This window comes from Actinomycetospora sp. CA-084318 (genome assembly GCF_050955885.1).
Classification (GTDB): Bacteria; Actinomycetota; Actinomycetes; order Mycobacteriales; family Pseudonocardiaceae; genus Actinomycetospora.
Map to the genome: position 1 here is coordinate 6028299 of NZ_CP192098.1, position 22681 is coordinate 6050979.

23 protein-coding genes are annotated in these 22681 nt (G+C 73.2%); 7 read left to right on the forward strand and 16 right to left on the reverse strand.

Annotation, left to right across the window (positions count from 1 at the left end; genetic code table 11):
- Positions 1–21: 21 nt before the first annotated feature.
- The 5 genes from ACQPYX_RS29465 to ACQPYX_RS29485 all read right to left on the reverse strand — a co-directional run bounded on the left by ACQPYX_RS29465 (position 22) and on the right by ACQPYX_RS29485 (position 4390).
- A complete protein-coding gene (locus ACQPYX_RS29465) occupies positions 22–624 on the reverse strand; it encodes a TenA family protein (RefSeq protein ID WP_433800798.1) in 603 nt (200 codons plus the stop codon).
- Between the two features lie 174 nt (positions 625–798).
- Positions 799–1629, reverse strand: a complete 831-nt coding sequence (locus ACQPYX_RS29470; protein WP_433800799.1) for an aldo/keto reductase — start codon at positions 1627–1629, stop codon at positions 799–801.
- Positions 1630–1684: 55 nt separating this feature from the next.
- On the reverse strand, positions 1685–3250 hold the full coding sequence (gene asnB, locus ACQPYX_RS29475; RefSeq protein ID WP_433800800.1) for an asparagine synthase (glutamine-hydrolyzing): 1566 nt from the start codon (positions 3248–3250) through the stop codon (positions 1685–1687).
- A 124-nt stretch (positions 3251–3374) separates the two neighbouring features.
- Entirely contained in the window at positions 3375–4055 is a 681-nt protein-coding gene (locus tag ACQPYX_RS29480) for an NUDIX hydrolase (RefSeq protein ID WP_433800801.1), read from the reverse strand.
- Complete coding sequence (locus ACQPYX_RS29485) at positions 4052–4390, reverse strand: DUF3024 domain-containing protein (RefSeq protein WP_433800802.1); 339 nt, start codon at positions 4388–4390, stop codon at positions 4052–4054. Before ACQPYX_RS29485 ends, ACQPYX_RS29480 begins: the two co-directional genes overlap by 4 nt.
- Positions 4391–4563: 173 nt before the next feature.
- Between ACQPYX_RS29485 and ACQPYX_RS29490 the strand changes: the two genes are divergently transcribed.
- The 3 genes from ACQPYX_RS29490 (at position 4564) to ACQPYX_RS29500 (ending at position 6511) form a co-directional block, all read left to right on the forward strand.
- On the forward strand, positions 4564–5004 hold the full coding sequence (locus tag ACQPYX_RS29490; protein WP_433800803.1) for a hypothetical protein: 441 nt from the start codon (positions 4564–4566) through the stop codon (positions 5002–5004).
- Positions 5005–5074: 70 nt separating this feature from the next.
- On the forward strand, positions 5075–5638 hold the full coding sequence (locus tag ACQPYX_RS29495; RefSeq protein WP_433800804.1) for a peroxidase-related enzyme: 564 nt from the start codon (positions 5075–5077) through the stop codon (positions 5636–5638).
- 15 nt (positions 5639–5653) lie between these two features.
- Complete coding sequence (locus ACQPYX_RS29500; protein WP_433800805.1) at positions 5654–6511, forward strand: NAD(P)-dependent oxidoreductase; 858 nt, start codon at positions 5654–5656, stop codon at positions 6509–6511.
- Positions 6512–6598: 87 nt separating this feature from the next.
- Here ACQPYX_RS29500 and ACQPYX_RS29505 read toward each other — a convergent pair whose 3' ends face one another.
- From ACQPYX_RS29505 to ACQPYX_RS29520, 4 genes are all read right to left on the reverse strand, one after another.
- Entirely contained in the window at positions 6599–7609 is a 1011-nt protein-coding gene (locus ACQPYX_RS29505) for a glycoside hydrolase family 6 protein (protein WP_433800806.1), read from the reverse strand.
- A 184-nt stretch (positions 7610–7793) separates the two neighbouring features.
- Positions 7794–10727, reverse strand: coding sequence for a glycosyltransferase family 2 protein (locus tag ACQPYX_RS29510; protein ID WP_433800807.1), 2934 nt, complete (start codon positions 10725–10727; stop codon positions 7794–7796).
- A gap of 332 nt (positions 10728–11059) precedes the next feature.
- Positions 11060–11587: a metallophosphoesterase family protein gene (locus ACQPYX_RS29515; protein ID WP_433800808.1), complete on the reverse strand. Its 528-nt coding sequence runs from the start codon at positions 11585–11587 to the stop codon at positions 11060–11062.
- Positions 11584–11967, reverse strand: coding sequence for an SRPBCC family protein (locus ACQPYX_RS29520; RefSeq protein WP_433800809.1), 384 nt, complete (start codon positions 11965–11967; stop codon positions 11584–11586). The genes ACQPYX_RS29515 and ACQPYX_RS29520 overlap by 4 nt, the downstream gene beginning before the upstream one ends.
- A 128-nt stretch (positions 11968–12095) precedes the next feature.
- On the opposite strand from ACQPYX_RS29520, the gene ACQPYX_RS29525 reads away from it, so the two are divergent.
- Positions 12096–13403, forward strand: coding sequence for a cytochrome P450 (locus ACQPYX_RS29525; protein ID WP_433800810.1), 1308 nt, complete (start codon positions 12096–12098; stop codon positions 13401–13403).
- Here ACQPYX_RS29525 and ACQPYX_RS29530 read toward each other — a convergent pair.
- Complete coding sequence (locus ACQPYX_RS29530; protein ID WP_433800811.1) at positions 13393–13746, reverse strand: hypothetical protein; 354 nt, start codon at positions 13744–13746, stop codon at positions 13393–13395. The two genes, ACQPYX_RS29525 and ACQPYX_RS29530, sit on opposite strands and share 11 nt — an antisense overlap.
- Before the next feature lie 266 nt (positions 13747–14012).
- Between ACQPYX_RS29530 and ACQPYX_RS29535 the strand changes: the two genes are divergently transcribed.
- Positions 14013–14744 carry a DUF1707 SHOCT-like domain-containing protein gene (locus ACQPYX_RS29535; RefSeq protein WP_433800812.1) on the forward strand — a complete coding sequence of 244 codons (732 nt, stop codon included), beginning with the start codon at positions 14013–14015 and terminating at the stop codon, positions 14742–14744.
- 6 nt (positions 14745–14750) lie between these two features.
- Here ACQPYX_RS29535 and ACQPYX_RS29540 read toward each other — a convergent pair whose 3' ends face one another.
- Complete coding sequence (locus tag ACQPYX_RS29540) at positions 14751–15995, reverse strand: acyl-CoA dehydrogenase family protein (protein WP_433800813.1); 1245 nt, start codon at positions 15993–15995, stop codon at positions 14751–14753.
- Positions 15996–16042: 47 nt separating this feature from the next.
- Positions 16043–16600 carry a DinB family protein gene (locus tag ACQPYX_RS29545; RefSeq protein ID WP_433803837.1) on the reverse strand — a complete coding sequence of 186 codons (558 nt, stop codon included), beginning with the start codon at positions 16598–16600 and terminating at the stop codon, positions 16043–16045.
- A 19-nt stretch (positions 16601–16619) separates the two neighbouring features.
- Here ACQPYX_RS29545 and ACQPYX_RS29550 point away from each other — a divergent pair, with 19 nt between their 5' ends.
- A complete protein-coding gene (locus ACQPYX_RS29550) occupies positions 16620–17240 on the forward strand; it encodes a maleylpyruvate isomerase family mycothiol-dependent enzyme (protein WP_433800814.1) in 621 nt (206 codons plus the stop codon).
- A gap of 135 nt (positions 17241–17375) precedes the next feature.
- Here the strand turns inward: ACQPYX_RS29550 and ACQPYX_RS29555 are convergent, their stop codons facing one another.
- Both ACQPYX_RS29555 and ACQPYX_RS29560 read right to left on the reverse strand, forming a co-directional pair.
- Entirely contained in the window at positions 17376–18575 is a 1200-nt protein-coding gene (locus ACQPYX_RS29555) for an acyl-CoA dehydrogenase family protein (protein WP_433800815.1), read from the reverse strand.
- Between the two features lie 21 nt (positions 18576–18596).
- Positions 18597–19145, reverse strand: coding sequence for an SCP2 sterol-binding domain-containing protein (locus ACQPYX_RS29560; RefSeq protein WP_433800816.1), 549 nt, complete (start codon positions 19143–19145; stop codon positions 18597–18599).
- Between the two features lie 74 nt (positions 19146–19219).
- Between ACQPYX_RS29560 and ACQPYX_RS29565 the strand changes: the two genes are divergently transcribed.
- Positions 19220–19843, forward strand: a complete 624-nt coding sequence (locus ACQPYX_RS29565; RefSeq protein WP_433800817.1) for a TetR/AcrR family transcriptional regulator — start codon at positions 19220–19222, stop codon at positions 19841–19843.
- A 346-nt stretch (positions 19844–20189) separates the two neighbouring features.
- On the opposite strand, the gene ACQPYX_RS29570 is transcribed toward ACQPYX_RS29565, so the two are convergent.
- Both ACQPYX_RS29570 and ACQPYX_RS29575 read right to left on the reverse strand, forming a co-directional pair.
- A complete protein-coding gene (locus tag ACQPYX_RS29570; RefSeq protein ID WP_433800818.1) occupies positions 20190–21674 on the reverse strand; it encodes an FAD-dependent oxidoreductase in 1485 nt (494 codons plus the stop codon).
- A gap of 11 nt (positions 21675–21685) precedes the next feature.
- Positions 21686–22591 carry an AurF N-oxygenase family protein gene (locus tag ACQPYX_RS29575; protein ID WP_433800819.1) on the reverse strand — a complete coding sequence of 302 codons (906 nt, stop codon included), beginning with the start codon at positions 22589–22591 and terminating at the stop codon, positions 21686–21688.
- Between the last annotated feature and the right edge of the window lie 90 nt (positions 22592–22681).

A 22681-nucleotide genomic window follows, 5' to 3' on the forward strand; every position in this document is an offset into this window, starting at 1 on the left:
GCCGGAAGGGCCGGACGCCCCTCAGCCGTACGCCGCGTCGAAGAACGCCAGCTCCAGCGCGACGGCGCGGGCGAACGCCTGCTCGTCGGCGCCGACGCGGTCGACCTCCGCGCGCAGGAAGTCCACCCACGCCGCGAACGCCGGCCCCCGGTGCAGCGCGATCCACTCGGCGTACAGCCAGTCGGCGGGTTCGTCGCCGAGCCGCTGCGCCCAGTCGAGGTAGAGCCACTCCGCGACGAGCAGCACCGTCATCGTCGTCGCGTAGTCGGCCGACCGACGGGCGTCGTCCATCAGCGCGAGGAAACCTGCCGTCGGGGCCAGCGGCTCGGCCGGCGCCTCGACGCCGAGCCGGGCGAGCGCGCGGGCGAAGTAGTCGTCCTCGTCGCCGGCCACGAGCCCGAGCTGGCGCGCGACGACCATGCGGGGTCCGGGCCGGTCGGCCGCGGCCACCGCGGCGCCGAGCAGCGCGACGAAGGCGTCGAGGAACAGGGCGTCCTGGGCCAGGTACCGCGCGAGCACGGCGTCGTCGACCGCCCCGGCGCCGAGCTCGTCGACGAACCGGTGCCCGACCGCCGCGTCCCAGACCTCGGCGTGCCGCTCGCGGAGCTCCAAGCTGGTGATCACGACCGCGAGTCTGACGATGTGGCGATCCTCCCGCTGGATGACAGCAACGACGCTTCGCTACCACGAGGGAGGGGGCCGGACACGCGAACGGCCCGGGTCCCGCCGTGGGGGCGACGGCGGGACCCGGGCCGTGCCGGCGTCCTCCTCGACGAGGGAGTGCGAGGAGGAGCGGTCTCAGCGGTCGAACTGGTCGGGGTCGGGGCCGATGCGCTCGGCGCGCTCCAGCTCGCCGATCGCCGACATCTCCTCGTCGGAGAGCTCGAAGTCGAAGATGTCGAAGTTCTCCTGGATGCGCGAGGGCGTCACCGACTTCGGGAACACGATGTTGCCGAGCTGGACGTGCCAGCGCAGCGTCACCTGCGCCCCGGTCTTGTCGTGCTTCTTCGCGATGCCCTCGATCGTCTCCTCGTCGATGACACCCTTGCCCTGCCCGATCGGGCTCCAGGCCTCGGTCGCGATGCCGTGTCGCTCGTCGAACGACCGCATCGCCAACTGCTGCATGTGCGGGTGCAGCTCGATCTGGTTGACGGCGGGGACCGTCTCGGTCTCGGCGAAGAGGCGCTCCAGGTGGTGGTCCTGGAAGTTCGAGACGCCGATCGAGCGCGTCTTGCCGTCCTTCGCCGCCTCCTCGAACCCGCGCCAGGTGTCGACGTAGAGGTCCTTGCCCGGCAGCGGCCAGTGGATCAGGTAGAGATCCACGTAGTCGAGACCGAGCTTGCGCAGGCTCTCGTCGAGCGCCTTCTGCGAGTCCAGGCGGCCGTGGTTGGAGTTGTTGCACTTGGTGGTGACGAACAGCTCGTCCCGCCCGATCCCCGAACTGCGGATGGCCTCGCCGACCTCCGCCTCGTTGCCGTACATCTGCGCGGTGTCGATGTGGCGGTAGCCGATCTCCAGCGCCTTGCCGACCGTCTCCGCGGTCTGCGACTGCTCGATCTGGAACACACCGAACCCGAGCTGCGGGATCGTCGCGCCACTGTTCAGCTCGATGCCGGGGACGTTGCTCATGACGTGCGGATACCCAGGTCCGGCCGTCGTGGAACGGCCGGACCCGGGCCCGGCGTCACGCGGTGGCGAACGCCCCGAGGGTCGCGTTCGGCTTCACGCCCGCGAACGAGCGGTGCCACGTCCGGTAGTACGCGACCTCCTCGTCGCTGCGCAGCTCCCAGCCGTTCTCGACGACGGGCGGCTCGGCGCCCTGCGCGCCCTCCTTCGCCTTCTCCTTCTCGACGAGCGTGGCGAGCACCTCGCCGGCGCCGGAGCCGTCGCCGAACTGCTCCTTGCCGCGCCAGAGGATGTCGTCGAGGACCATGTCCTGGAACGCCTCGCGCAGGAGCTGCTTCTCGGTGCGGCCCTCACCCATGAGCTTCCACTCGGCGGGGATCGCGAGCATCTCCTCCATCACCGTGGCGTCGAGGAACGGCACGCGGGCCTCGAGGCCGTAGTTCATGGTGGTGCGGTCGCAGCGCTGCAGGTTGAGCTCGTGCAGCGTCTCGATCGAGCGCACCAGCTCGGCCTGCAGGGCGTCCGGCGTCGCGAAGGCCGGGTCGGTGTGCACGTAGGAGTAGCCGGCGAACAGCTCGTCGGCGCCCTCGCCGGTCAGCACGACCTTGACGTGCTTGACCGCCTCCCGCGCCAGGAGCAGGTTCGGCACCGCCGAGCGCACCAGGGCCGGGTCGAAGTGCTCGATGACCGTGACGGCCTCGTCGAGGGCCTCCTCGAGGTCCTCCGCGGTCGGCACGATCTCGTGGTGGTCGGTGCCGAGGTACTCCGCCACGGCCCGCGCGGCGAGCAGGTCGGCGCTCGACTCGGTCCCGACGGCGAAGGTGGGCAGCCTCTCGCCCTTCTCCGCCGCGACCTGCGCGGCGACGGCCGCCACGATCGCCGAGTCGAGCCCGCCGGAGAGGAACACCCCCACCGGCACGTCGGACATCATGTGCCGCCGCACCGAGTCGGAGAGGACGCTCCGCACGTGCGCCAGCACGTCGTCGTCCCACTGCTTGTCCGGGGCGTAGCGCGCGGGGCGGACGTGCACCGGCACGGCGTCGGCGAAGCGGACCATCGTGCCGTCGGCGACGTCGATCCCCGAGTCGGGCAGGCCCGGGCTCCAGACGTAGCCGGGCGGGAAGGCCTCGACGTGCGGCTGGTCGGCCTCGTCGAAGGCGCGCAGCTCGGAGGCGAACAGCGTGACGCCGGGCAGCTTCGCCCAGTACAGCGGCTTGATGCCGATCGGGTCGCGGGCGACGACGCCGTGGCCGTCGGTGTGCGCCATGGCGAGCGCGTACATGCCGCGCAGGTCGTGCAGCGCGGCCGAGCCGTCGCGCACGACGAGCCGGAACGCGGACTCGGTGTCGGAGTCGGTGGCGAACCGGACCTCCGAGAGCGCCTCGCGGATGTCGGCGTGGTTGTAGATCTCGCCGTTCCCGACGACGTACGCCGAGTCGGTCTCGTCGGCGATCGGCTGCTTCCCGCCGGTCACGTCCATGATCGAGAGCCGCTGGTGGCCGAGCCACGCGCTCTCCAGCCGGACACGGCCGGAGTCGTCCGGGCCGCGGTGGTGGATCCGCGCGAGCATCCGCTCGCACTTCTCGGGGTCGATGTCACCGAACGCAGCAACGATTCCGCACACGAGCGCTCACGCTTCCTTCGTCAGGGTGCCTGACCACAGATACACGGGGGATACCCGGGACGCATCGGAACAGGGCGCTCGTCACGCATCGTTAACGGTCAAGGCTCACGGCGTCGACGTCGGATCACCGCCAGGCGAAGACCGGCTGCTCGAGTCCGTCCACGCGGGTGGGCCGGCCGTGCAGGGCCACCTCGGTGAACTGCAGCAGCACCGCCGCCGTCGGCGCGTGCACCCGGTGACCGACGATCGGCAGCTGCACCACCGGGCGGTCGGACTCGGGGATCTCGAGGTAGTTCGGCTCGACGTCGAGCTCGTCGAGGGTGACGTGGTACAGCCGGGCGACCTCGTCCGGCGAGGGCGCGAGCGAGTCCAGCGGGGCGCTCGTCGTCATGACGACCGGGGTGATGACGAAGCCCGAGCGCGTCGGGTAGTCGTCGAGCAGGCCCACGACGTCCGCCGGGCCGAGCCGCAGGCCGAGCTCCTCGTCGAGCTCGCGCAGCCCCGCGGTCACCGCGTCCTCGCCGGGATCGAGCGAGCCGCCGGGCAGCGCGAACTGCCCGGGGTGGTCGCGGAGCTTGGACGTGCGGCGGGTCAGCAGGACGCCGGGTCCGCGCGTCGGGTCGTCGAGCACCACCACCGCGACCGCCGCGCGGCGCGCCGGACGCATCGAGCCGTCCCGCGAGGACCGGACCTCGGGCAGCGAGGCCGGGTCGACCCGCCGTCGGGACCGGTGCGAGAAGGCACCCACCCGGGCGGCGACGGTCGAGGCGTCGGGGCGGTGCCCTTCCCCCGTCGCTCCGCTCACCCCCAGAAGATGCCGGTCGGGTCCGCGTCGACGATGTCGAGCAGCGGAGCGGGCGACGAGGCCTTCGTCTCGTCGGGGTAGCGGTGCCAGCGGCCGCCGGAGTCCGGCCAGAGCAGCACCCAGCGGCCGTCGGCGGCGTCGTAGCGCAGCTGGGCGATGGGCGCGGTCGACCACTCCGTGGCGAGCTCGGGGAATACCGGCGCGCGGCGGCACGAGAGCGTGATCCGGCCGGCGCGCTCCGAGTACGAGATCTGCATCGAGTCGCGCTGCGTCTCCGGCACCCGCGCGGTGCACCACCGGCGGACGATCGCGCGGTGCTCGTCGGTCACCTGCACGGCACTCACCCCGTTCCCCGTCGCCGTCCGTGACGTGTCGAGAGGTCACTGTGACACGACGACCCGGCCGCGCGGGAGGGCACACCGCTCCTGCCCGGTGAGCGGCCCGACCGGGGGACGCCGCGGCGCGGCTGACACCATCACGGTCGGGTGACGACGCGGGAGGACGGCGGATGGTGCGACGGCGGCTGCTGGCCGGGTCCGTGCTCGCGGGCGCGCTGCTGCTCGCCGGGTGCGGCGGCGCGGGCGACGACCCGACGACGCCGCCGATCGACCCCGCCGTGAAGTCCTACTGCGACACGGTGGTCCGGGTGCAGGCCGAGCAGACCTCGCCGCAGGCCGGGCAGGGCGGCGTGCAGGTGGCGAGCGACGCCGCGCGCCGGCAGGTCGACGCCCTGGTCGCGACCGCGCCGCCCGAGCTCGCGGCCGACTGGCGCACGGTCTCCGACCTCACGAACCAGGCGCTCGGCTCGCTCGCGGCCACGCGGGGCGACCCCAACCGCATCGACCGGAACCGGTTGGCGCAGCTCGAGCAGCGCTCGCAGCCGGCCGTCCAGCGGATCAAGGACGTCACCGCCGCGCGCTGCCACGTGCAGTGGGCTCCGCCCTCGTGAGTACTTCTGACGGTGATCGCCGTCAGAAGTGCTCACGGGCGCGCAGCGCACCTCACTAGGCTCTGGCGCCATGGACCAGGTCAGCCGTTTCGGCGTCACGGAGCTCTCCGACCTGCCCGACGACCTGCGGGAGCGGGTCGGCGCGATCGCCGAGAAGTCCGGCTTCGTGCCGAACATCTTCCGCGCGCTCGGGCGTCGTCCGCGCGAGCTGCGGGCGTTCCTGGACTACCACGACGCGTTGATGGACTCGAACGACGGCCTGTCCAAGGCCGAGCGCGAGCTCGTCGTCGTCGCCACCTCCGGGGCGAACCACTGCACCTACTGCATCGTCGCCCACGGCGCGATCCTGCGGGTGCGCTCGAAGGACCCGTTCCTGGCCGACGCGGTGGGGACGAACCCCTACGGCGCCGAACTCACCGGACGGCAGCGCGCGATCGTCGACCTCGCCCTGACCCTCGCCGTCGACTCCGCGAGCTTCACCGACGACGACGTCGACGCCGCCCGCGAGGCCGGCCTGTCCGACGACGAGATCTGGGACGTCGGGTCGATCGCGGCGCTGTTCGCGATGTCCAACCGGCTGGCCCACCTGACCGCTCTGCGCCCGAACGCGGAGTTCTTCACGATGGGTCGGTAGGGGTAGTCCCCGGGCATGAGTTCAGTAGCCGTCCTGGGCACCGGGATCATGGGCGCGGGCATGGCGCGCAGCCTGCTGCGCGAGGGGCACGAGGTCACCGTCTGGAACCGCAGCACGGAGAAGGCGAAGCCGCTGGCCGACGACGGCGCCACGGTGGCGGGATCCGCCGCGGAGGCCGTGGCCGGCGCGGACGTCGTCGTCACGATGCTGTTCGACATCGAGCCGGTGCTCGCCGTCATGGCCGACGCGGCCGGCTCGATGCGCGACGACGCGGTGTGGATGCAGGCGAGCACCGTCGGGATCGACGGCACGCGGCGCGTCGAGGCGTTCGCCGCGGAGCACGGGATCGACGTGCTCGACGCCCCGGTGCTCGGCACGAAGGCGCCGGCGGAGAACGGCAAGCTCGTGATCCTCGCGTCCGGACCGTCGGCGCTGCGGGAGAAGGTGACGCCCGCCTTCGACGCGATGGGCGCCCGGACCCAGTGGGTGAGCGAGACCCTCGGCGACGGGAGCAGGCTCAAGCTCGCGGTGAACGCCTGGATCGGCGTGATGGTCAACGGCATCGCCCAGTCGATCGCGCTGGCCCGCGGGCTCGGCCTCGACCCGCAGCAGTTCCTCGAGGCCGTCGAGGGCCAGGCCGTCGACGCGCCCTACGTGCAGCTCAAGGGCAAGGCCATGATCACGGGCGACTACACGCCCTCGTTCGAGCTCGACGGCGTCATCAAGGACACCGGCCTGATCCGGGACGCCCTCGCCGAGGCGGGGACGGCGACCACGCTCGCCGACGCCGTGGCCGACCGGCTCGCGGCCGCCTCCGCGCAGGGCCACGGCGCGGAGGACATGGCCGCGGTCGTGTACGGCTACGGCACCTGAGCCCTACCCCCGTGACAGGAAAGCGTCGTTGCTGTCATCTGATGACAGCAACGACGCTTTCCTGCCGGCAGGGGTGGACCCCCGTCGTCAGGAACTCTTCGCGGCCTTGGCCAGGCCCAGGGCGTAGTCCGGCATCCACTCGCCGGCCTTCGGGGCGCCGCGGCACTCGCCGTCGGAGTCGCCCGGCTCCTTGACCCACAGGAACGCGGCCACCCGCGAGTCGCCGGTGTCGCGGGTCGGCGGGGTGCCGAGCGCCCGACCCGGCGGGTTGCACCAGGTCGGCTGCTGCGGACCGTCGTAGGACCCGTTGCCGTTCCGGCTCGTGTCGATGACGAACTTCGCGCCGCCGAGCTCGTCGGAGACCTTCTTGCCGTACGACTCGACGTCGTCGGTGGCCTGGAAGTTCGACACGTTCAGCGCGAACCCGGCCGCCTGGGCGACGCCGGACTTGCGCAGCCCGTCGGCGAGCTTGCCGGTGTCGGTGACGAAGCCGGGGTTCCCGGCGTCGATGTAGACCTCGCCGCCGGCCTGGCTCAGCGTCTTCACCGCATCGGAGAGCAGCGCCTCACGGCCCTCCTGCTCGCCCTGGCCCTCGCAGTTGGTGAGTGTCTGCGGCAGGGCGTCGGGCTCCAGGATGACGATCGTCCGCGTCCCGCCGAGGCCGGACGCGAACTGCCCGACCCAGTCGCGGTAGGCGCCGTCGTCGGACGCCCCGCCCTGGGAGTACAGCCCGCAGTCGCGGTTCGGGATGTTGTAGGCGACGAGCACGGCGGTCCGTCCCGCGGCCTTCGCCTGCCCGACGAGGCCCCTGACCTCGTCGCCGGTGTTGCCGTCGCTGCCGATCCAGCGGGCGACCGGCTGCCGGGCGATCTTCTCCAGCTCCGTCGCGTCCGCGGAGCGACCCTGGTTGCGCCACTCCTCGACCTGCTTGGCCGCGGTGGACGCCGGGTCCACCCAGAACTCCGAGGCCGCGGCCGGGACGATCGTCTGGGGCGACGCCGGTTCCTCGGAGGTGCCCCCGCCGGAGCACCCGGCCAGCGTCAGTGCCGCGATCATCGCGAGCGCGCCCGAGGCGATGTGCCTCCGTCGTGCCGACATCCTGCCGAGCCACCCCCGGTGTCGTTCGTGGTCGTCGTCCTGCGGCGGACCGGTCGGGTCCTGCCGCCCAGAGTCCCATCCACGCTGACGGGACCCGTCCGCACCCCGGCCACGCCGGGGCACCACCTCGTGTTCGTGTGCCGAGCCCGACCGGATCACCGTCGCGAGGACGGGGACGGCCGGATCAGCTCGCCTCCGTCTGCTCCGGCTGGCGGACGCGACGACGCGCGTCGTCGGAGCGGCCCGCCGGCGGCGCCACCGCCGCGAGGGCGACCACGCGCACCGCCACCGTCGAGGCGTGCAGCGCGCGTTCGCTCGTCGTCAGACCGTCGTCCTGACCATTGTCGCCACCGCGGGGTGTGACCTCGGTGTGACCGGCGCCGTTCGTGCCGTTCGTCCCGGGCACCGGCCGACCGTTCACCGGGGTCCCGGCGCGCGGCGAGCCGTTGCTCGACGCGCCGTTGGTGCCGTGCACGGCGGCGGGCGCACTCTCGGCCGCCGGCTCGCCCGACGACGCCGCACGGCCCGGCCGGCCGTCCGCCGAGGTCCGCGAGCGGCGCTCGATCGGGGTGATCCCGTTGCGGTGCACCGTCGGGGCCGCGGGCGACTCGGGCGTCTCCGGGACCTCGGGCGTCGCCGCCGCGGCCGGCCGGAGCCGGTGCGGCTCGGGACGGGCGGGGCGGACCGGCTCGGGACGCTGCTCCGGTCGCTGGTCCGGTCGCGGCGTCGGGCGTGCCGGGCCCTGCTCCGCGGCCGGACGCTCCGCCGGCGCGGGCGTGGGACGCCCCGGCTGCGGAGCGGGCCGCGGGCCCGTCGTGCGCGGCCCGGGCGTCGGGCGCGGGCCGGGACCGGCCGGACGCGGGCCCTGCCCGGCGCCGGGCTGACCCGGCTGTGCGGGCTGGCCCGGCTGCGCGGGCTGGCCCGGCTGGCCGACCGGGGGCTGTCCGGGCGTCGGTTGCGGGGTCGGACGCGGACGCGGGCCGCCGGGGCCGGCCTCGGCGGCGGGCCGGAGGGGACGCGGCCCCGGGTTCGGCGTGCGCGGACCCGGCGACGGGGTCCCGACGGCGGGCGACACGGGCGCCGGGCCGGCCGGGGACTCCGCCCCCGGCTCGCCCTGCCGCACCCAGCCGGCCGGGAGCGGGCGGTACCGCTCGCCGGCGACCTCGGTCCGGGGGGCCTCCGGGCCGGCGCCGACCCCGGCGGGGACCCGCCGCTCGCCGGTGCGGATCCAGCCCTCGGGGAGCTTGCCCACCAGCGGCGAGCGGAACGGCGCGGAGGCCGGTCCCTCGGCGATCATCGCGTCGAGCGCGGCGCGCTGCAGCGACTCGGTGGTGATGCCGGTGTGGCCGCTGGAGGTCCGGGCCGGCTCGGCGGTGATCACCGGCTGGCGGCCGACGACCCGCTCGACGATCCAGAGCGCGGGCGGCGCGAGGCAGGCGCACAGGGCCACGAACGGCCAGAGCAGCACCGCGGGCGTCGCGTAGCCCATGAAGATCGACGTGATGATCGCGCCGAGCAGCAGGACGGCCCACTGCAGGTGGCGGCGGAAGGTCAGCACGTGGTCGGCGCTGGACGACAGGCCCTTCGGCGTGACGACGAACTTCGCCGGCAGGCGCAGGATCGTCGCGATCAGCGAGGCCGCGAAGATCGGCGACGCGAAGATCGACATCAGCATGCCCTTGACGCCGGAGGAGCCCTCGGCCTCGTAGGGGCTGACGTTGTAGCGCCGGTTGCGCAGGTAGACCCACAGCTGGAAGGCCGTGGCGTCGACGTAGAGCGCGAGCCAGAGCTGGACGGGGACGACGACGCCCTGCACGCCGAGCGCGAGGAAGAGGACCGCGTTGACCGCGCCGAGGATCCAGCCGATCGCCATCGACGGGTAGAAGGTGGTGATCAGGATGTAGTGCAGGGCCCGGCCGGGCGAGAGCATCGGGAGCCGGCGCCAGAACTCGGTGAGCAGCACCTCGAACGTGCCGCGGGACCAGCGCATCTGCTGGCTGAAGAAGTCGCCCCACGACGACGGGCCCTCGCCGACCGCGAGGACGTCCGGCGTGTAGACCGACTTCCACCGCGCCTTGGTCTGCGGGTTGCGCCGCACGTGGAACTTCAGGCCGGTCGCCATGTCCTCGGTGACCGAGTCGGAGAGCCCGCCGATGCCCTTGAGCGCACTGATGCGCATGGCGTTGTTCGTGCCCACCAGCATCGCGGCGTTGTAGCGGTTGGCCGCGCGCTGGATGAGGGAGTGGAACGGGAACTGCTGCGACTCGGCGGCCCGCGTCACGAACGTCTCGTCGTTCGCGTAGCACTGCGGGCCGACGACGAAGGCGACGTCGGGGTCGCGGAAGTAGCCCAGGATGCGTTCGGCGTAGTTCGGCAGCGGCACGTGGTCCGGGTCGACGGACAGGAAGATCTCGTAGGAGTCCCCGTGCTCCGCGACCCAGGCGTTGTAGTTGCCGTGCTTCGTCTTGGCCTTGAACGCGCCCTTCTTGCGGTTGTACTTCTCGATGCCCTTGCGGGTGAAGTGGTTGACGCCGAGCTCGCGGCACATCGCCCGCACCGCCGGGTCGTCGCCCTCGTCGAGGATCCAGACGTCGAGGATCCCCTGGTAGCGGATGCGCAGCGCGGCCTGCAGCGTGCCGCGGACGACGTCGATCGGTTCCTTGCTGGGGACGATCGTCGTCAGGAAGGCGATGCGCTGGTTCGCGACCGGGGGGACGGGCACCGGGTCGCGGGAGATGACCGAGGCCAGCGACAGCGAGAAGACGTTGATGAGCCGCAGGAGCTCCATCAGGCCGATGGACCCGATGACCACCCAGTTCGCGTAGGTCGCGAACGCCGGGGCGTACTGGTCGACCGGCGGCCGGTGCGACGGGTGCAGCAGCCAGAGGAAGAAGAGGGCCTCGAAGGCGAAGTTCAGGCCCGCGACGAGCAGCGAGCGCCAGACCCGTCCCTTGCCGTGCACGGCGTCGACACCGCGGTAGGAGACGCGGTAGTCCGCGGGGTCCCCGTCCAGCTCCCGGACGGGTCCGGCGAGCTGCGAGAACTCCTGGATGCGACGACCGACGACGAGTTCACTCTCGTCGACCTCGTCGGCAGGTCTCTCGGCTAGAAGCGTCATCGGCCGTTTCGTCTCGAAGGCAGGGGCTCGAGGAGGGGTGGAGCTGGGGAGCGTTCCTGGAGTCCTCGTCGTCGTGGCGTTCGGCGTGCGGTTCCCGTCGGACCGCCGGCCGGTCGCCGTCCTCCCGTCTGGTCGTCCGCGTGCGGTCGGGTCGCGCACGTCCGCACGCCCGGTGTCGGGAGAACGGTACGGGCATCACTGACCGTGCTCGTGAAGGGGGACGGTCGAGGGCGCCGGGACGTTGCCCCGGTGCCGGAAATCGGTGCCCCGCGACGGCCGTACACGGTCCTGACGCCCGGCGGCGGGACGCTCGGCGTGACGATGCGTGATCGTCAGGAGCGCCGTCCGGTGCGGGGCGGGAGGTCGTGCCGGGTGATCCTGAGCGCTCCGTCGCGCACCGAACCCGACATGAAGGTACAGAACGGCTGCCGACGGCGGTCGGTGGGTGATCCCGGGTTGAGCAGGCGCACCCCACCGGGTGTCGTGGTGTCCCAGGGGATGTGGCTGTGCCCGAACACGACCACGTCCGCGGGCTCGTCGGCGTCCGGTCCGAACCACGCGTCGCACCGGCGCTCGCGCCCCTTCGCGTCCCCGGTCTCGTGGAGCACGGCGAGCCGGAGCCCGTCGACCGTCGTCCGGGCCACCTCGGGCATCCGGGCGCGCAGGTCCTCGCCGTCGTTGTTGCCCCAGCAGGCGACCAGCCGCCGGGACCGGGCGAGGAAGGCGTCGTGGGTGGCCACGTCGGTCCAGTCGCCCGCGTGCACGACGAGGTCCGCCGCCTCGACCGCCGCCCACACCTGGTCGGGGATCCACCGGGCGTGGGTGTCGGAGACCAGGACGACCTCCGTCGTCCGGGTCACGGCCGCACCAGCGAGTGCAGGGCGACCAGCGCCACCGGGGTGTACGGCGCGACCACGAGCGCGGGGCCCTCGGTGACGAGCCAGGTGCGGGAGCCGTCCCCGTCGGGGTCGACGCCGTGCTGCAGGACGAGCCGGACCGGTCCCACGCGCACCCGCCAGGACCAGGTCCGCGCCACCTCGTCCACGGCGAGCACCGTGAACGGCACGTGGACCACCCCGGCCGCCCGGACCACGCCCTCGAGGCCGGGGACGAGCCGGCGGGCCGGGGCCGTCACGCCGGTGATCTGCGGTGCCCAGCGCGGCCAGGCGTCGAGGTCGGCGTAGCGCTCCCACGCCTCGTCGGCGGGCAGGGTGCCTCGGGCGGCCACGGTGGTGCGCACGCAGGCGTGTACCCGTCGCGGGCCCCGGCATGTCAGCGGTGGCCCACGGCCGACGTCCGGTGCGCGCCGTGTGCCACGGACGACATCGTCCGGGACAGGATCGGTACTCTGACGTACCATCTCGGGGCATGATCCGTGACACGGTCCGGTGGGCGGCGACGCACGGCGTCATGCGTGCGGCCATCCGGCGGCAGGCCCGCCGCGGCAACGACGACGCCGCGCTGCTCCTCGACCCCGAGCTGCAGGGTGACCCGTTCGCGCACTACGAGCGGCTCCGCGAACGTCGGCCGTTCGCACACGGCGCGTTCTCCAGGGTCACCGTCCACCACGACGTGTGCACCGAGGTGCTGCGCAGCGAGGACTTCGGGGTGGCGAACCGCGACGGCTCGATGCCCGCCCCGGTCCGGCTCGCCCTGCGCCTCGCCGGGCCGCCGCCGCACCCGGGCCCGATCGACCCGCCGTCGATGCTGGCGGTCGACGCCCCGGACCACACCCGCTACCGCCGGCTGGTCACCCGCGCGTTCACCGCGAAGCGGGTGGCGGCCCTGCGCGGACGGACCGAGGAGATCGCGCAGGAACTGCTCGACGACCTCGACGACGGGACCGGGTCGGTCGACCTCGTCGCGCGCTACGCGAGCCTGCTCCCGGTCACCGTCATCTCCGAGATGCTCGGCGTGCCGACCTCGATGCGCGAGCAGTTCCTGGCCTGGGGCGACGGGGCGGCCGCCTCGCTCGACCTCGGCCTGCCGCGCGAGCAGTGGGCGAGCGTGCAGACCAACGTGGCCGCGTTGCACGACTGGATGGGCGGACACCTGCGCCGGCTGCGCGCGGAGCCGGGCGACGACCTGCTGTCCTCCCTGGTGACCGCCGCCGACGACGACGGGTCCCGGCTGTCCGAGCCGGAGCTGGCCAGCACCGCCCTGCTCGTGCTCGCGGCCGGGTTCGAGACGACGGTCAACCTCATCGGCAACGGCACCCGGCTGCTCCTGGACCACCCCGACCAACGGGACCGGCTCGCGGCGGACCCCGCGCTCTGGGCGAACGCGGTGGACGAGGTGCTGCGGGTGGAGTCCCCGGTGTCCCGGACCGCCCGCTCGGCGAAGCGGGACACCTCGGTGGCGGGGCAGGAGATCCCCGCCGGGTCGCTCGTGGTGACCGTGCTCGCCGCCGCGAACCGCGACCCCGACGTGTTCACCGACCCGGACGCCTTCGACGTCGGGCGCGCGAACGCCCGCGACCACGTCGCGTTCTCCAACGGCATCCACTACTGCCTGGGCGCCGCGCTGGCCCGGATGGAGGGCGAGGTCGCCCTGCGTGCGCTGTTCGAGCGCTACCCCGACCTGGCGTCCGGCGGGGAGCCCGTCCGGCGCCGGACCCGCATCCTGCGCGGCTACGAGCACCTGCCGGTGATGATCGGCCGGCCGGTCAGAGCGTGATCGGCAGGCCCAGCAGCGCGACCCCGGCCGGGGTGAGCTCCACGGTGCACGGCCGCCCCGGCGGCTGGGCGACGAGGCGGGCGAGGCCCGCGCGCAGGAGACGGTGCCCCGCGAACTGATCGGCGCACGGACGGGCGTCGACGAGCAGGCCGTCGGCCCGCTCGGGGCTCATCGTGCACCGCCCGGCGGCGACCGCCATGAGGATCGCGCGCTCGCGCGGGGTCACGGCCTCCGGCGACGCCGGTGGGACCTCCTCCGCGGGGCGGCGGGCGGGGGGCACCGCCGCGTGCGGTGCCCGGGCGACGGTACGGCGGCGGGGTCCGCGGGCGGCGGGAGCGGTCACGACGATCTCCTCAGACGACGGGAACCCGCCGGATGCCCGATGCATCGCTGGGCCGAACGGGTCATGTCGGGGTCATCGCCGTCACCCCGAGCCGCGTTAGTCGGTCGCGCGCAACCGTCACCGGTTCGTGTCTCTCGGCTCGTATCGGCCTGTCTCGCGTCGTGCCGATACGAGCCGAGACACCCCGATCGCCCGACCCCGACCCCCGCCGACCTCAGGGTCCGACCCCGAGGTGTCCGGCGTGGCGGGGCGGCAGAGTCGTCGGCATGAGCGAGCAGACCAGCACCGACGGCCCCGACGGCCCCGCCCCGGACCCGGCCACGCAGGCACCGACCCCGCCCGACGCGTCGTCGGGATCGGGCGGCACGGACGACCTGCCCCCGTCCCCGGCCGACCTCCCGGTCGACCACGACGACCGCGAGCACGTCGTGGGGCTGCTGCAGGACGCCGTGAGCCGGGGGCTGATCGACACCCTCGAGTTCGACCGGCGCTCCGGCCTCGCCACGACGGCGCGCACCCGCCGCGACCTGAACTCCCTCGTGGTCGACCTGCCGCTCGACCATCCCGATCGGGCCCGGGCCCGCACCGAGGCCGAGTCCCGCGAGCGCCGCCGGACCCCCCGCGACGCCTGGTCGGGCGGGGACACCAGCGGCACCGTCGCGCTGCACGCCACGCTCGGGTCGGTCAAGCGCTCCGGGGCGTGGGCGGTGCCGCGGCGCATGGAGATCGACGGGTGGCTCGGGTCGGCCGAGCTCGACCTCACCCAGGCCGTCATCGACCACGACGTCGTCGAGATCGACGTGGACATGACGCTCGGCTCGGTGGAGCTGAGGCTGCCCGACACGGCCAGCGCCTCGCTGGAGGGCGTGAGCGCGACCGCCGGCAGCATCGAGGACAAGCGGCGGGGCGGCAGCGCGTCCGGCCGCCCGCACGTCGTGGTCACCGGCAAGGTGGCCTTCGGGTCCGTCGAGGTGAAGGGCCCGAAGTGGTGGCGCTGAGCGCCGCTACGTGAAGGCGCCCAGCCCGGTGATCTCCCGCCCGACGATCAGGGTCTGGATCGTCTCGGTGCCCTCGAAGGTGTGCACGGACTCGATGTCGGCCATGTGCCGCATGACGTGGTTGTCGAGCAGGATGCCGTTGCCGCCGAGCAGGTCCCGGGCCTCGGAGAGGATCCAGCGGGCCTTCGAGGTGTTGTTCATCTTCGCGAGGCCCGCGATGGTGGGCGAGAGGTCGCCCGCCTCGGCCAGCTGCGCGATCTGCATGCAGTAGAGCTGCATGCCGGTCAGCTCGGCGAGCATCTTGACGAGCCGCTGCTGGACGATCTGCAGCGAGGCCAGCGGCTGCCCGAACTGCTTGCGCTCGAGCGCGTAGCGCAGCGCGGCGTCGTAGCCGGCGGTGGCGTGGCCGAGGGCGATCCACGCGCAGGTGCCGCGCGTGGTGGCCAGGACCCGGCCGGTGTCCTTGAAGGTGCGGGCGCCGGGCAGCCGGTCGGACTCGGGGACGCGGACGCCGTCGAGCCGGATGTCGGCCTGCCACACCGAGCGCATCGAGCCCTTGCGGGGGATCACGCTGGCCGCGTAGCCCGGCGTCGTCGTGTCGACCGCGAAGCCGTGGACGTCGCCGGACTCGGTGTTGCGCGCCCACACCACCGTGCGGTGGGCGACCGAGCCGTTGCCGATCCACCGCTTGCGCCCGTCGAGCACCCACTCGTCGCCGTCCCGGCGCGCGGTGGTCTCCAGCGACACCGAGTCGGACCCGTGGTCGGGCTCGGTGAGCCCGAACGCGCCGACGATGTCCAGCCGCGCCATCCCCGGCAGGAACCGCGCCCGCTGCTCGTCGGAGCCGAGCATGTCGATGGCCTTCATCGCCAGGCCGGACTGCACGGCGTGGAACGTCGCGAGGCTGCCGTCGCCGCGGGCCAGCTCCATCGACACCAGCCCGCACGAGAGCGGGTCGAGGCCCGGGCAGCCGTTGCCCTCGATGTCGTCGCCGACGATCCCGAGCTCGGGGAGCCGGTTGATCACGTCCCACGACATCTGTGCCGCGTCCCACGCCTCCGCCGCCACCGGCAGCACCTCGTGGTCGACGTACCGGCGTACGGCCATGAACGTGTCCCACTGCTGCTTGGTGAAGCGCTGGCGGACCGAGAAGAAGTCGGTGCCGAGCGCCTCGGTGAGCTGGTGCGACACCCCGGATGGGTCGGCCTGCAGGCCGCCGTCGGCCGGGGACTGGCTGATGTCGACGGCCATGGCACGTCCTTTCCTGTCGCCGGGTCGTACCACCTCTGTGCCCCGCGTCACCCCCGGGAAACCCGGTACAGGTCACGCAGCAGCAGGATCTCCGCACCGTGGTGGATGACCTCGCGGTGGATGTGCAGCACGAGGACCGCGAGCGGTTCGGCCGCGAACGGGCCCTCCGCCGGGCCGCACGGCCGGGCGAGGCCCTCCTCGCCGAGCGCCCGGACACCGGCCACCCAGCGGTCGTGGGCCGCGTCGAGCTGGTCGAGCGCCTCGTCCGCGCCGGCCGCGTAGTGGTGCGTCGCGAAGTCGGCGGGCGGGCCGCCGAAGTGGCTCGCGGTGCGCACCGCCAGACAGCCGACGATCACGTGGGCCAGCCGCCAGGCGATCGTGGTGATCGGGGGCGGCTCGGGTGCCGGGGCCGCGAAGTCGAGCACCATGTCCCCGCCGCCCCACGGTCGGGTGATCGCCTCCGCCCGTGGCCGCACGGTCCACGCCCCGGGGCCGGGCTCCCAGAGGTACTCGGCGTCGGTGAGTCCCTCGAGCTTCGGGCGCAGCGACGTGGCCCACTGGAACTCGAGCTGGTCGACCAGCAGTGGATTCCACTCCACGGCGATACCTCCTACGGTCCGGCGCGTGGACGACATCCTGCGCACCGAGCGGCTCACCGCGGTCCGACGGTTCCGGGCCCTCGACGGCGAGGACTGGGAGCGGCCGAGCCTGTGCGCGGGCTGGCGGACCCGCGAGGTGCTCGCGCACATGGTCACGCCGTTCGAGGTGTCCCTGCCGCGGATGGCGCTCTCGATGGTCCGGCACCGCGGACCGGCCGGGGCGATGGACGTCTGGGCCCGGTCGCTCGCACAGCGCGACGTCGCGGAGCTGGTCGACGTGCTCGAGGCGAACGCGGGGTCGAGGTTCCACGCCCCGGGACTGCCGCTGGCGGCCTCGCTCACCGACGTCCTGGTGCACACCGTCGACGTCCTGTGGGCGCTCGCGGGCCACGCCGCCGTCGACCACGTCCACCCCGCGCACGTCCGGCCGTCGCTGGAGTTCCTGACGACCCCGCGGGCCGTCGGTCCCTTCCTGCCCCGTGGCCGTCTCGACGGGGTCCGGCTGGAGGCGACGGACGTCGACCTCGTGCACGGGGACGGCGACCCGATCAGCGGCCCGGCGCTGGCACTCGTGGCCGGCGCGTGCGGCCGCGCCCCCGCCTACGACCTGCTCGACGGGCCGGGAGTGGCGCGCTGGCGCGGCTGAGCCGCGGCAGGGCCCGACGTCGGGAAGGCCCGGGACGACGACGGCCCCGGCGCCACGTGGGCGGCCGGGGCCGTGTCGGGGGAGCGTTCTCGGGGGACCCTGCCCGCCCCCCTCGTGCGGGCAGGGAGCCTGGTGTCAGGCGATGTGCCGGCCGCTGATGGACCGGGCGATGACGAGCTGCTGGATCTGCTCGGTGCCCTCGAAGATGTCGTAGATCTTCGAGTCGCGGTGCATGCGCTCGACCGGGTGCTCGCGGGAGTAGCCGGCGCCACCGAGGATCTGGATGGCCCGCTCGGTGGCCCACACCGCGGTGCGGCCGGCCTTGAGCTTGGACATCGAGCCCTCGCCCGCCTCGAACGGCACGCCGTTGCGCCCCATCCAGGCGGCCCGCCAGACCAGCAGGCGGGCGGCGTCGATCTCGGTCTTCATGTCGGCGAGGGTGAACGCGATCGACTGGTTGTCGATGATCGGGCGCCCGAACGTCTGGCGGCCCTTCGCGTACTCGAGCGCGTACTCGTAGGCCGCGCGGGCGATGCCGATCGCCTGGGCGCCGACCGTCGGGCGGGAGAGCTCGAAGGTCTGCATGGCCGCGGAGCCCTTGGACCTCTGACCCTCACGAGCCTTCGCCAGGCGCTCGTCGAGCTTGTCCTTGCCGCCGAGCAGGCAGGACCCGGGCACGACGACGTCGTCGAGGAAGACGTCCGCGGTGTGCGAGGCGCGCAGCCCCATCTTCTTGATCTTGCGGGTGGACTCGAGGCCCGGCGTGTTGGGCGGGATGACGAAGCCGGCCTGCCCCCGGGTGCCGAGCGAGGGGTCGACGACGGCCTGGACGACGTGGATGTTCGCGATCCCGCCGTTGGTGGCCCACGCCTTCGCGCCGGAGATCGTCCACTGGTCCTTGGCCTCGTCGTAGACGGCCTTGGTCCGCATGGCACCGACGTCCGAACCCGACTCCGGCTCGGACGAGCAGAAGGCGGCGACCTTGACGTCGTCGACGTCGCCGTAGCACTGCGGGATCCACTCGACCATCTGCTCGGGGGTGCCCGAGGAGAAGATGCCGGCGACGGCGAGCGTGGTGCCGAAGATCGCCATGCCGATGCCACCGTCGCCCCAGAAGAGCTCCTCGTTGACGATCGGCAGGCTCAGGCCGGTCTCGTCGCCCCAGAAGGACGCGAGCGTCTCGAAGTTGTAGAGCTCGATCTTCGCGGCCTCCTGCAGGACGGGCCACGGGGTGGCCTCGCGCTCGTCCCACTCCTCGGCCGCGGGCCGGATGACGTCGGCGGCGAAGCCGTGCGCCCAGTCCCGGAGGTCGGTGTGCTCCTCGGACAGTTCCATCGAGAAAGTCATGGGGGTGCCTTACGCGGAGGGGATCGTGAACATCTTCTGCAGGGCGGTGGCGAACCCGACGTCGCCGGAGACCTTGAGCTTGCGCGTCATGAACAGCGTGATCGGGTTCGCGTTGTTCGTGACGACCTTGAGGAACTCCGTGCCGTTCATGAACAGCTCGGTGCGCGGCTCCTCGTCGAGGCTGGTGGAGACCGTGCAGGTGCCGTGCTGCATCGCGGTCTGGTAGTCGTCGCTGCCGCCGCCGGGCGCGCCGGTGACGTGCCAGTGCACGACCTGCCGCTTCGAGCTCGCGCCCTTCGACGAGTAGAACTCGCTCATCCGACCGAAGATCGCGTCGATCACCGGACGGCGGGCGTCCGAGCTCATGATCGCCTCGAGCTGCTGCTTGCTCGCGCCCTTCACCAGGCGGGCGAAGATCGACGCGTCGACGCCCTTCGCGCCCTCGGGCTCGGACAGGGCGTCGCGGAGGGCGCCGATCAGCTCGTCGTTGGACAGCTTCTTGAGGTCGACACCGCGACCCAGCTCGTTGACGTCGATCTTCTCGGCCACGGTCTCCACTCCGAGTGAGGTTCCAGGTACCAGCGGTCCCGCTGGTGCTCGCTACTTTACGCAGCAGTAGATAAGATGCAAGCGTGACCGCCGGAACACGCCGCCGCCTCGCCCCCGAGGTGCGCCGCCGCCAGGTGCTGGACGCGGCCATCGCGGTGTTCTCCGAGGAGGGCCTGCACGGCGCGTCGATGGACGCGATCGCGGCCCGCGCCGGCGTCTCGAAGCCGCTGGTGTACGCGCACGGCGGCACGAAGGACGAGCTGTTCGCCGCGTGCCTGGCCCGGGAGGCCGACCGGCTGCTGTCGACCTTGACCGCGGCGGGCCTCCCCGCCGGCGGGTCGGGCGACCCGGGCGCCCGGGTGCGGCTGCGCCGGGCGTTGCGCGCCTTCTTCGGCGCCGTCACCACCCACCGACAGGGCTGGACCGTGCTCTATCGGCAGGCCTCGGTGGGCGAGTTCGCCGGACCGGTCGACGCGGCGCGCCGGAGCATCGTGCTGCGGGCCGCCGAGCTGCTCGCCGCGGAGCTGGGCGGGTCGGTCGAGGCGGCGGAGCCGATCGCGCACACGCTGGTGGGGGCCGCGGAGGGGCTGACCGACTGGTGGCTCGGAGGGGAGCACGCCGTCGGCGACCAGGAGCCGGCCGACCTCCTGGCCGACATGCTCATGGCCGTGGTCTGGCCGGGTCTGGATGCGCTGCGGGGGTCGTAGCCCCCGTGCTTCGGTGGCAGCGAAGCGTCGTTGCTGTCATCCAGTGGCAGGTTCGCCACAACGTCGCGACGGGCCCGGGTCGACGATGGCGCGTTGCTCCCACTGGACGCGTGCAGATCGCCATCGTCGCGCCCGGCATCGCGTCGTCTACACACGTCTAGGACGAACCCGAGACGAGTCGATCGGCCCCGATCTCGTGGCTCATTGGGTCGTCTACCACTGTCTAGCGTCGCCGCGATACCGGTGGATACGACCCGATCGCGCTGGAACGAACGACGCGCTCGTGGCCTCTACCTGCACGAACGCGTCGTTGGTTCCGGCCGGGGCAGCTGCTCGGCGGGTCGGCTCAGCGGCGCGTCAGCCGCCCGAGCGCCCGGCGCACCGGGTTCCGCGACGCACCCTCGCCCAGCACACCCGCTCCGCCGTCGGCAATGAGCGAGGCCACCGTCTCGGCCGCGTCGGCCCGGTTGGCGCCGATGCCGCCGGAGGCACCCCGCTTGATCCACCCGACGACGTAGGTGCCGGGTCGGTCCTGCACCCGCCCCTCGACGTGCGGCACCGTTCCCGACGAGGCGTCGAACGGCAGACCCGGCACGGCGCGGCCGCGGTGGCCGATCGCCCGGATCACCGTGCCGGCCTCGATCACGTCCCCGCCCACCAACCGGACCCCGGCCACGTGGTCGGAGCCCACGATCTCCTCGGGCGTCGCGAAGAACCGCAGGACCACGCGTCGTCGGGAAGGCTCGACGGCGGACGAGAGCACCGGGACGTCGCGCAGCAGGCTCGCCGTCTCCGTGGGGCCCGCCGCGCCGATCGCCTCCGTCACCTGGGACGAGTGGTCGTCGACGACCACCTCCAGGTCGTCGCGGCGCAGCAGCCCGAGCAGCTCGCCGCGGGTCCAGGCCGCCTCGCGCGGTCCTCGTCGCCCGAGCAGGACGACCTCGCGGACGGCGCTGCGCTGCAACGCGTCGAGCGCCCCCGGCGCCACCCCGGCGAGCGCGGCGGGGTCGGCCGCCAGGACGCGCGCGATGTCGAGCGAGACGTTGCCGGTGCCGACCACCACGACCCGCGGCGCGGACAGGTCGACGGCGGAACCCGGGATCCCGGGGTGGCCGTTGTACCAGTGCACGACCGTGGTCGAGGCCAGGTTGCCGGGCAGGTCCTCGCCCGGGATGCCGAGGTCACGCGACTCGGCGGCCCCGACGGCGTAGATCACCGCGTCGTACTGCCGGCCCAGCTCCTCCACCGTCACGTCGCGCCCGACCTCGACGCCGAGGCGCATCCGCACCCGGTGGTGGGAGTGGTAGCGCGCGAAGTGCGCGCCGATCTGCTTGGTGGACGCGTGGTCGGGTGCGACCCCGAAGCGCACCAGCCCACCCGGCTCGCGCAGCCGGTCGATGATCGTGACGTGGGCGGTCGTGTGCAGGAGCAGGTCCTCCACCGCGTACATCGCCGCCGGGCCGCTGCCGACCACCGCGACCTCGAGCCGCGGGAAGTCCGCGGGCAGCACGCGATCGAAGCGCACCGGGTCCCACGCGTGGAACAGGGGGGACCCGGCGAGCGCCGCCGGGGCCTCCCGGTCGGCGTAGTACTCGGCGTTGACCTCCGCGTACTCGCGCAGCGGGCCGACGAGGTTCTCCACCGGGAACACCGCGTCGACCGGGCACACCTCGGCGCACGCCCCGCAGTCGATGCAGGCACGCGGGTCGACGTAGAGCATGTCGGTCGAGCCGAAGTCCGGCTCCCCCGGCGCGGGGTGGATGCAGTTGACCGGGCAGGCGGTGACGCACGAGGCGTCGACACAGCACGACTGCGTAATCGCGAAGGGCACGGCGTGACCTCTTACAGGATGTGCGCGGCGCGGTAGATCGCCCGCGCCGGACGGGTCAGCAGCCCGACCGAACCGAGGAACTCCATGAGCTCCGCGCAGCTCGAGCGCAGCATCGCGCGGTGGTGCTCGTTCGCCTTCGCCTCCCGCAGCGCCCGCTTCGGGTCGAGGCCGGCGTTCGCGTAGACCTTCGGGCTCCACATGCTCGTCACGATGAAGAAGGCGGCGAACGCGACCAGCAGGGCCTGCACCCGACGACGGACCGGGCCGACGCCCTCCAGGCGCTCGCGGGTCTCCTCGCGGGCGAAGCGCATGTGCCGCGCCTCCTCGACCACGTGGATGTTGTTGATCGTGCGCGCGAACGGGGCGACGCGGTCGTCGCGCATCCAGTCGCGCTGCATGACGTCGAGGACCTCCTCGGCGACGAGGATCGACGCGTAGGCGGCCTCACCGGTGGCCACGGCCTTGAACACGCGGCCGCCCTCGATGACGTGGCGGGCCGGGCGGTAGGCCGGCGCCCCGAGCTTCTCGGCGCCCCGGGCGAACATGATCGAGTGCCGGCACTCGTCGGCGATCTCGGTCAGCGCCCACTGGAACGCCGGGTCCGTCGGGTCCTTCGCGTAGAAGTCCCGGATGACCATCTGCTGCAGGATCATCTCGAACCAGATGCCCGTGCTGGCGACCGACGCGGCCTCCTGCCGGGTCAGCGCCGCCCGCTGGGCCTCGCTCATCTCGTCCCAGTAGGCCGTGCCGTAGAGCGTGCTCCACTCCGGGCTGCAGCCGTGGTGGGCGGGGTCGAGCGGGGTCTCCCAGTCGACCTCGGCGAGGGGGTCGTAGGACAGCTCCCCGGCCGACCGCAGCAGCCGTTCCGCGACGTCGTCCCGTCGCCCGGTGCTCGGGGTGTTCTCGACGGTGGTCATGGTGCTGAACTCCTCCGTACCGACGGTCACTGTTACCTGCGGTTACCCGTACCAACGGTAACCGATACACGGTGTCCGACGACTCGCGAC

Bases quoted from the DNA above. Each gene is read 5' to 3' on its own strand.
- ACQPYX_RS29490 (WP_433800803.1), top strand. From the start codon at position 4,564: ATGGTGCGACGGCGGCTGCTGGCCGGGTCCGTGCTCGCGGGCGCGCTG.
- ACQPYX_RS29555 (WP_433800815.1), bottom strand. From the start codon at position 18,575: ATGGAACTGTCCGAGGAGCACACCGACCTCCGGGACTGGGCGCACGGC.
- ACQPYX_RS29575 (WP_433800819.1), bottom strand. From the start codon at position 22,591: ATGACCACCGTCGAGAACACCCCGAGCACCGGGCGACGGGACGACGTC.
- ACQPYX_RS29505 (WP_433800806.1), bottom strand. From the start codon at position 7,609: ATGTCGGCACGACGGAGGCACATCGCCTCGGGCGCGCTCGCGATGATC.
- ACQPYX_RS29495 (WP_433800804.1), top strand. From the start codon at position 5,075: ATGGACCAGGTCAGCCGTTTCGGCGTCACGGAGCTCTCCGACCTGCCC.
- ACQPYX_RS29525 (WP_433800810.1), top strand. From the start codon at position 12,096: ATGATCCGTGACACGGTCCGGTGGGCGGCGACGCACGGCGTCATGCGT.
- ACQPYX_RS29540 (WP_433800813.1), bottom strand. From the start codon at position 15,995: ATGGCCGTCGACATCAGCCAGTCCCCGGCCGACGGCGGCCTGCAGGCC.
- ACQPYX_RS29510 (WP_433800807.1), bottom strand. From the start codon at position 10,727: ATGACGCTTCTAGCCGAGAGACCTGCCGACGAGGTCGACGAGAGTGAA.
- ACQPYX_RS29535 (WP_433800812.1), top strand. From the start codon at position 14,013: ATGAGCGAGCAGACCAGCACCGACGGCCCCGACGGCCCCGCCCCGGAC.
- ACQPYX_RS29500 (WP_433800805.1), top strand. From the start codon at position 5,654: ATGAGTTCAGTAGCCGTCCTGGGCACCGGGATCATGGGCGCGGGCATG.
- ACQPYX_RS29470 (WP_433800799.1), bottom strand. From the start codon at position 1,629: ATGAGCAACGTCCCCGGCATCGAGCTGAACAGTGGCGCGACGATCCCG.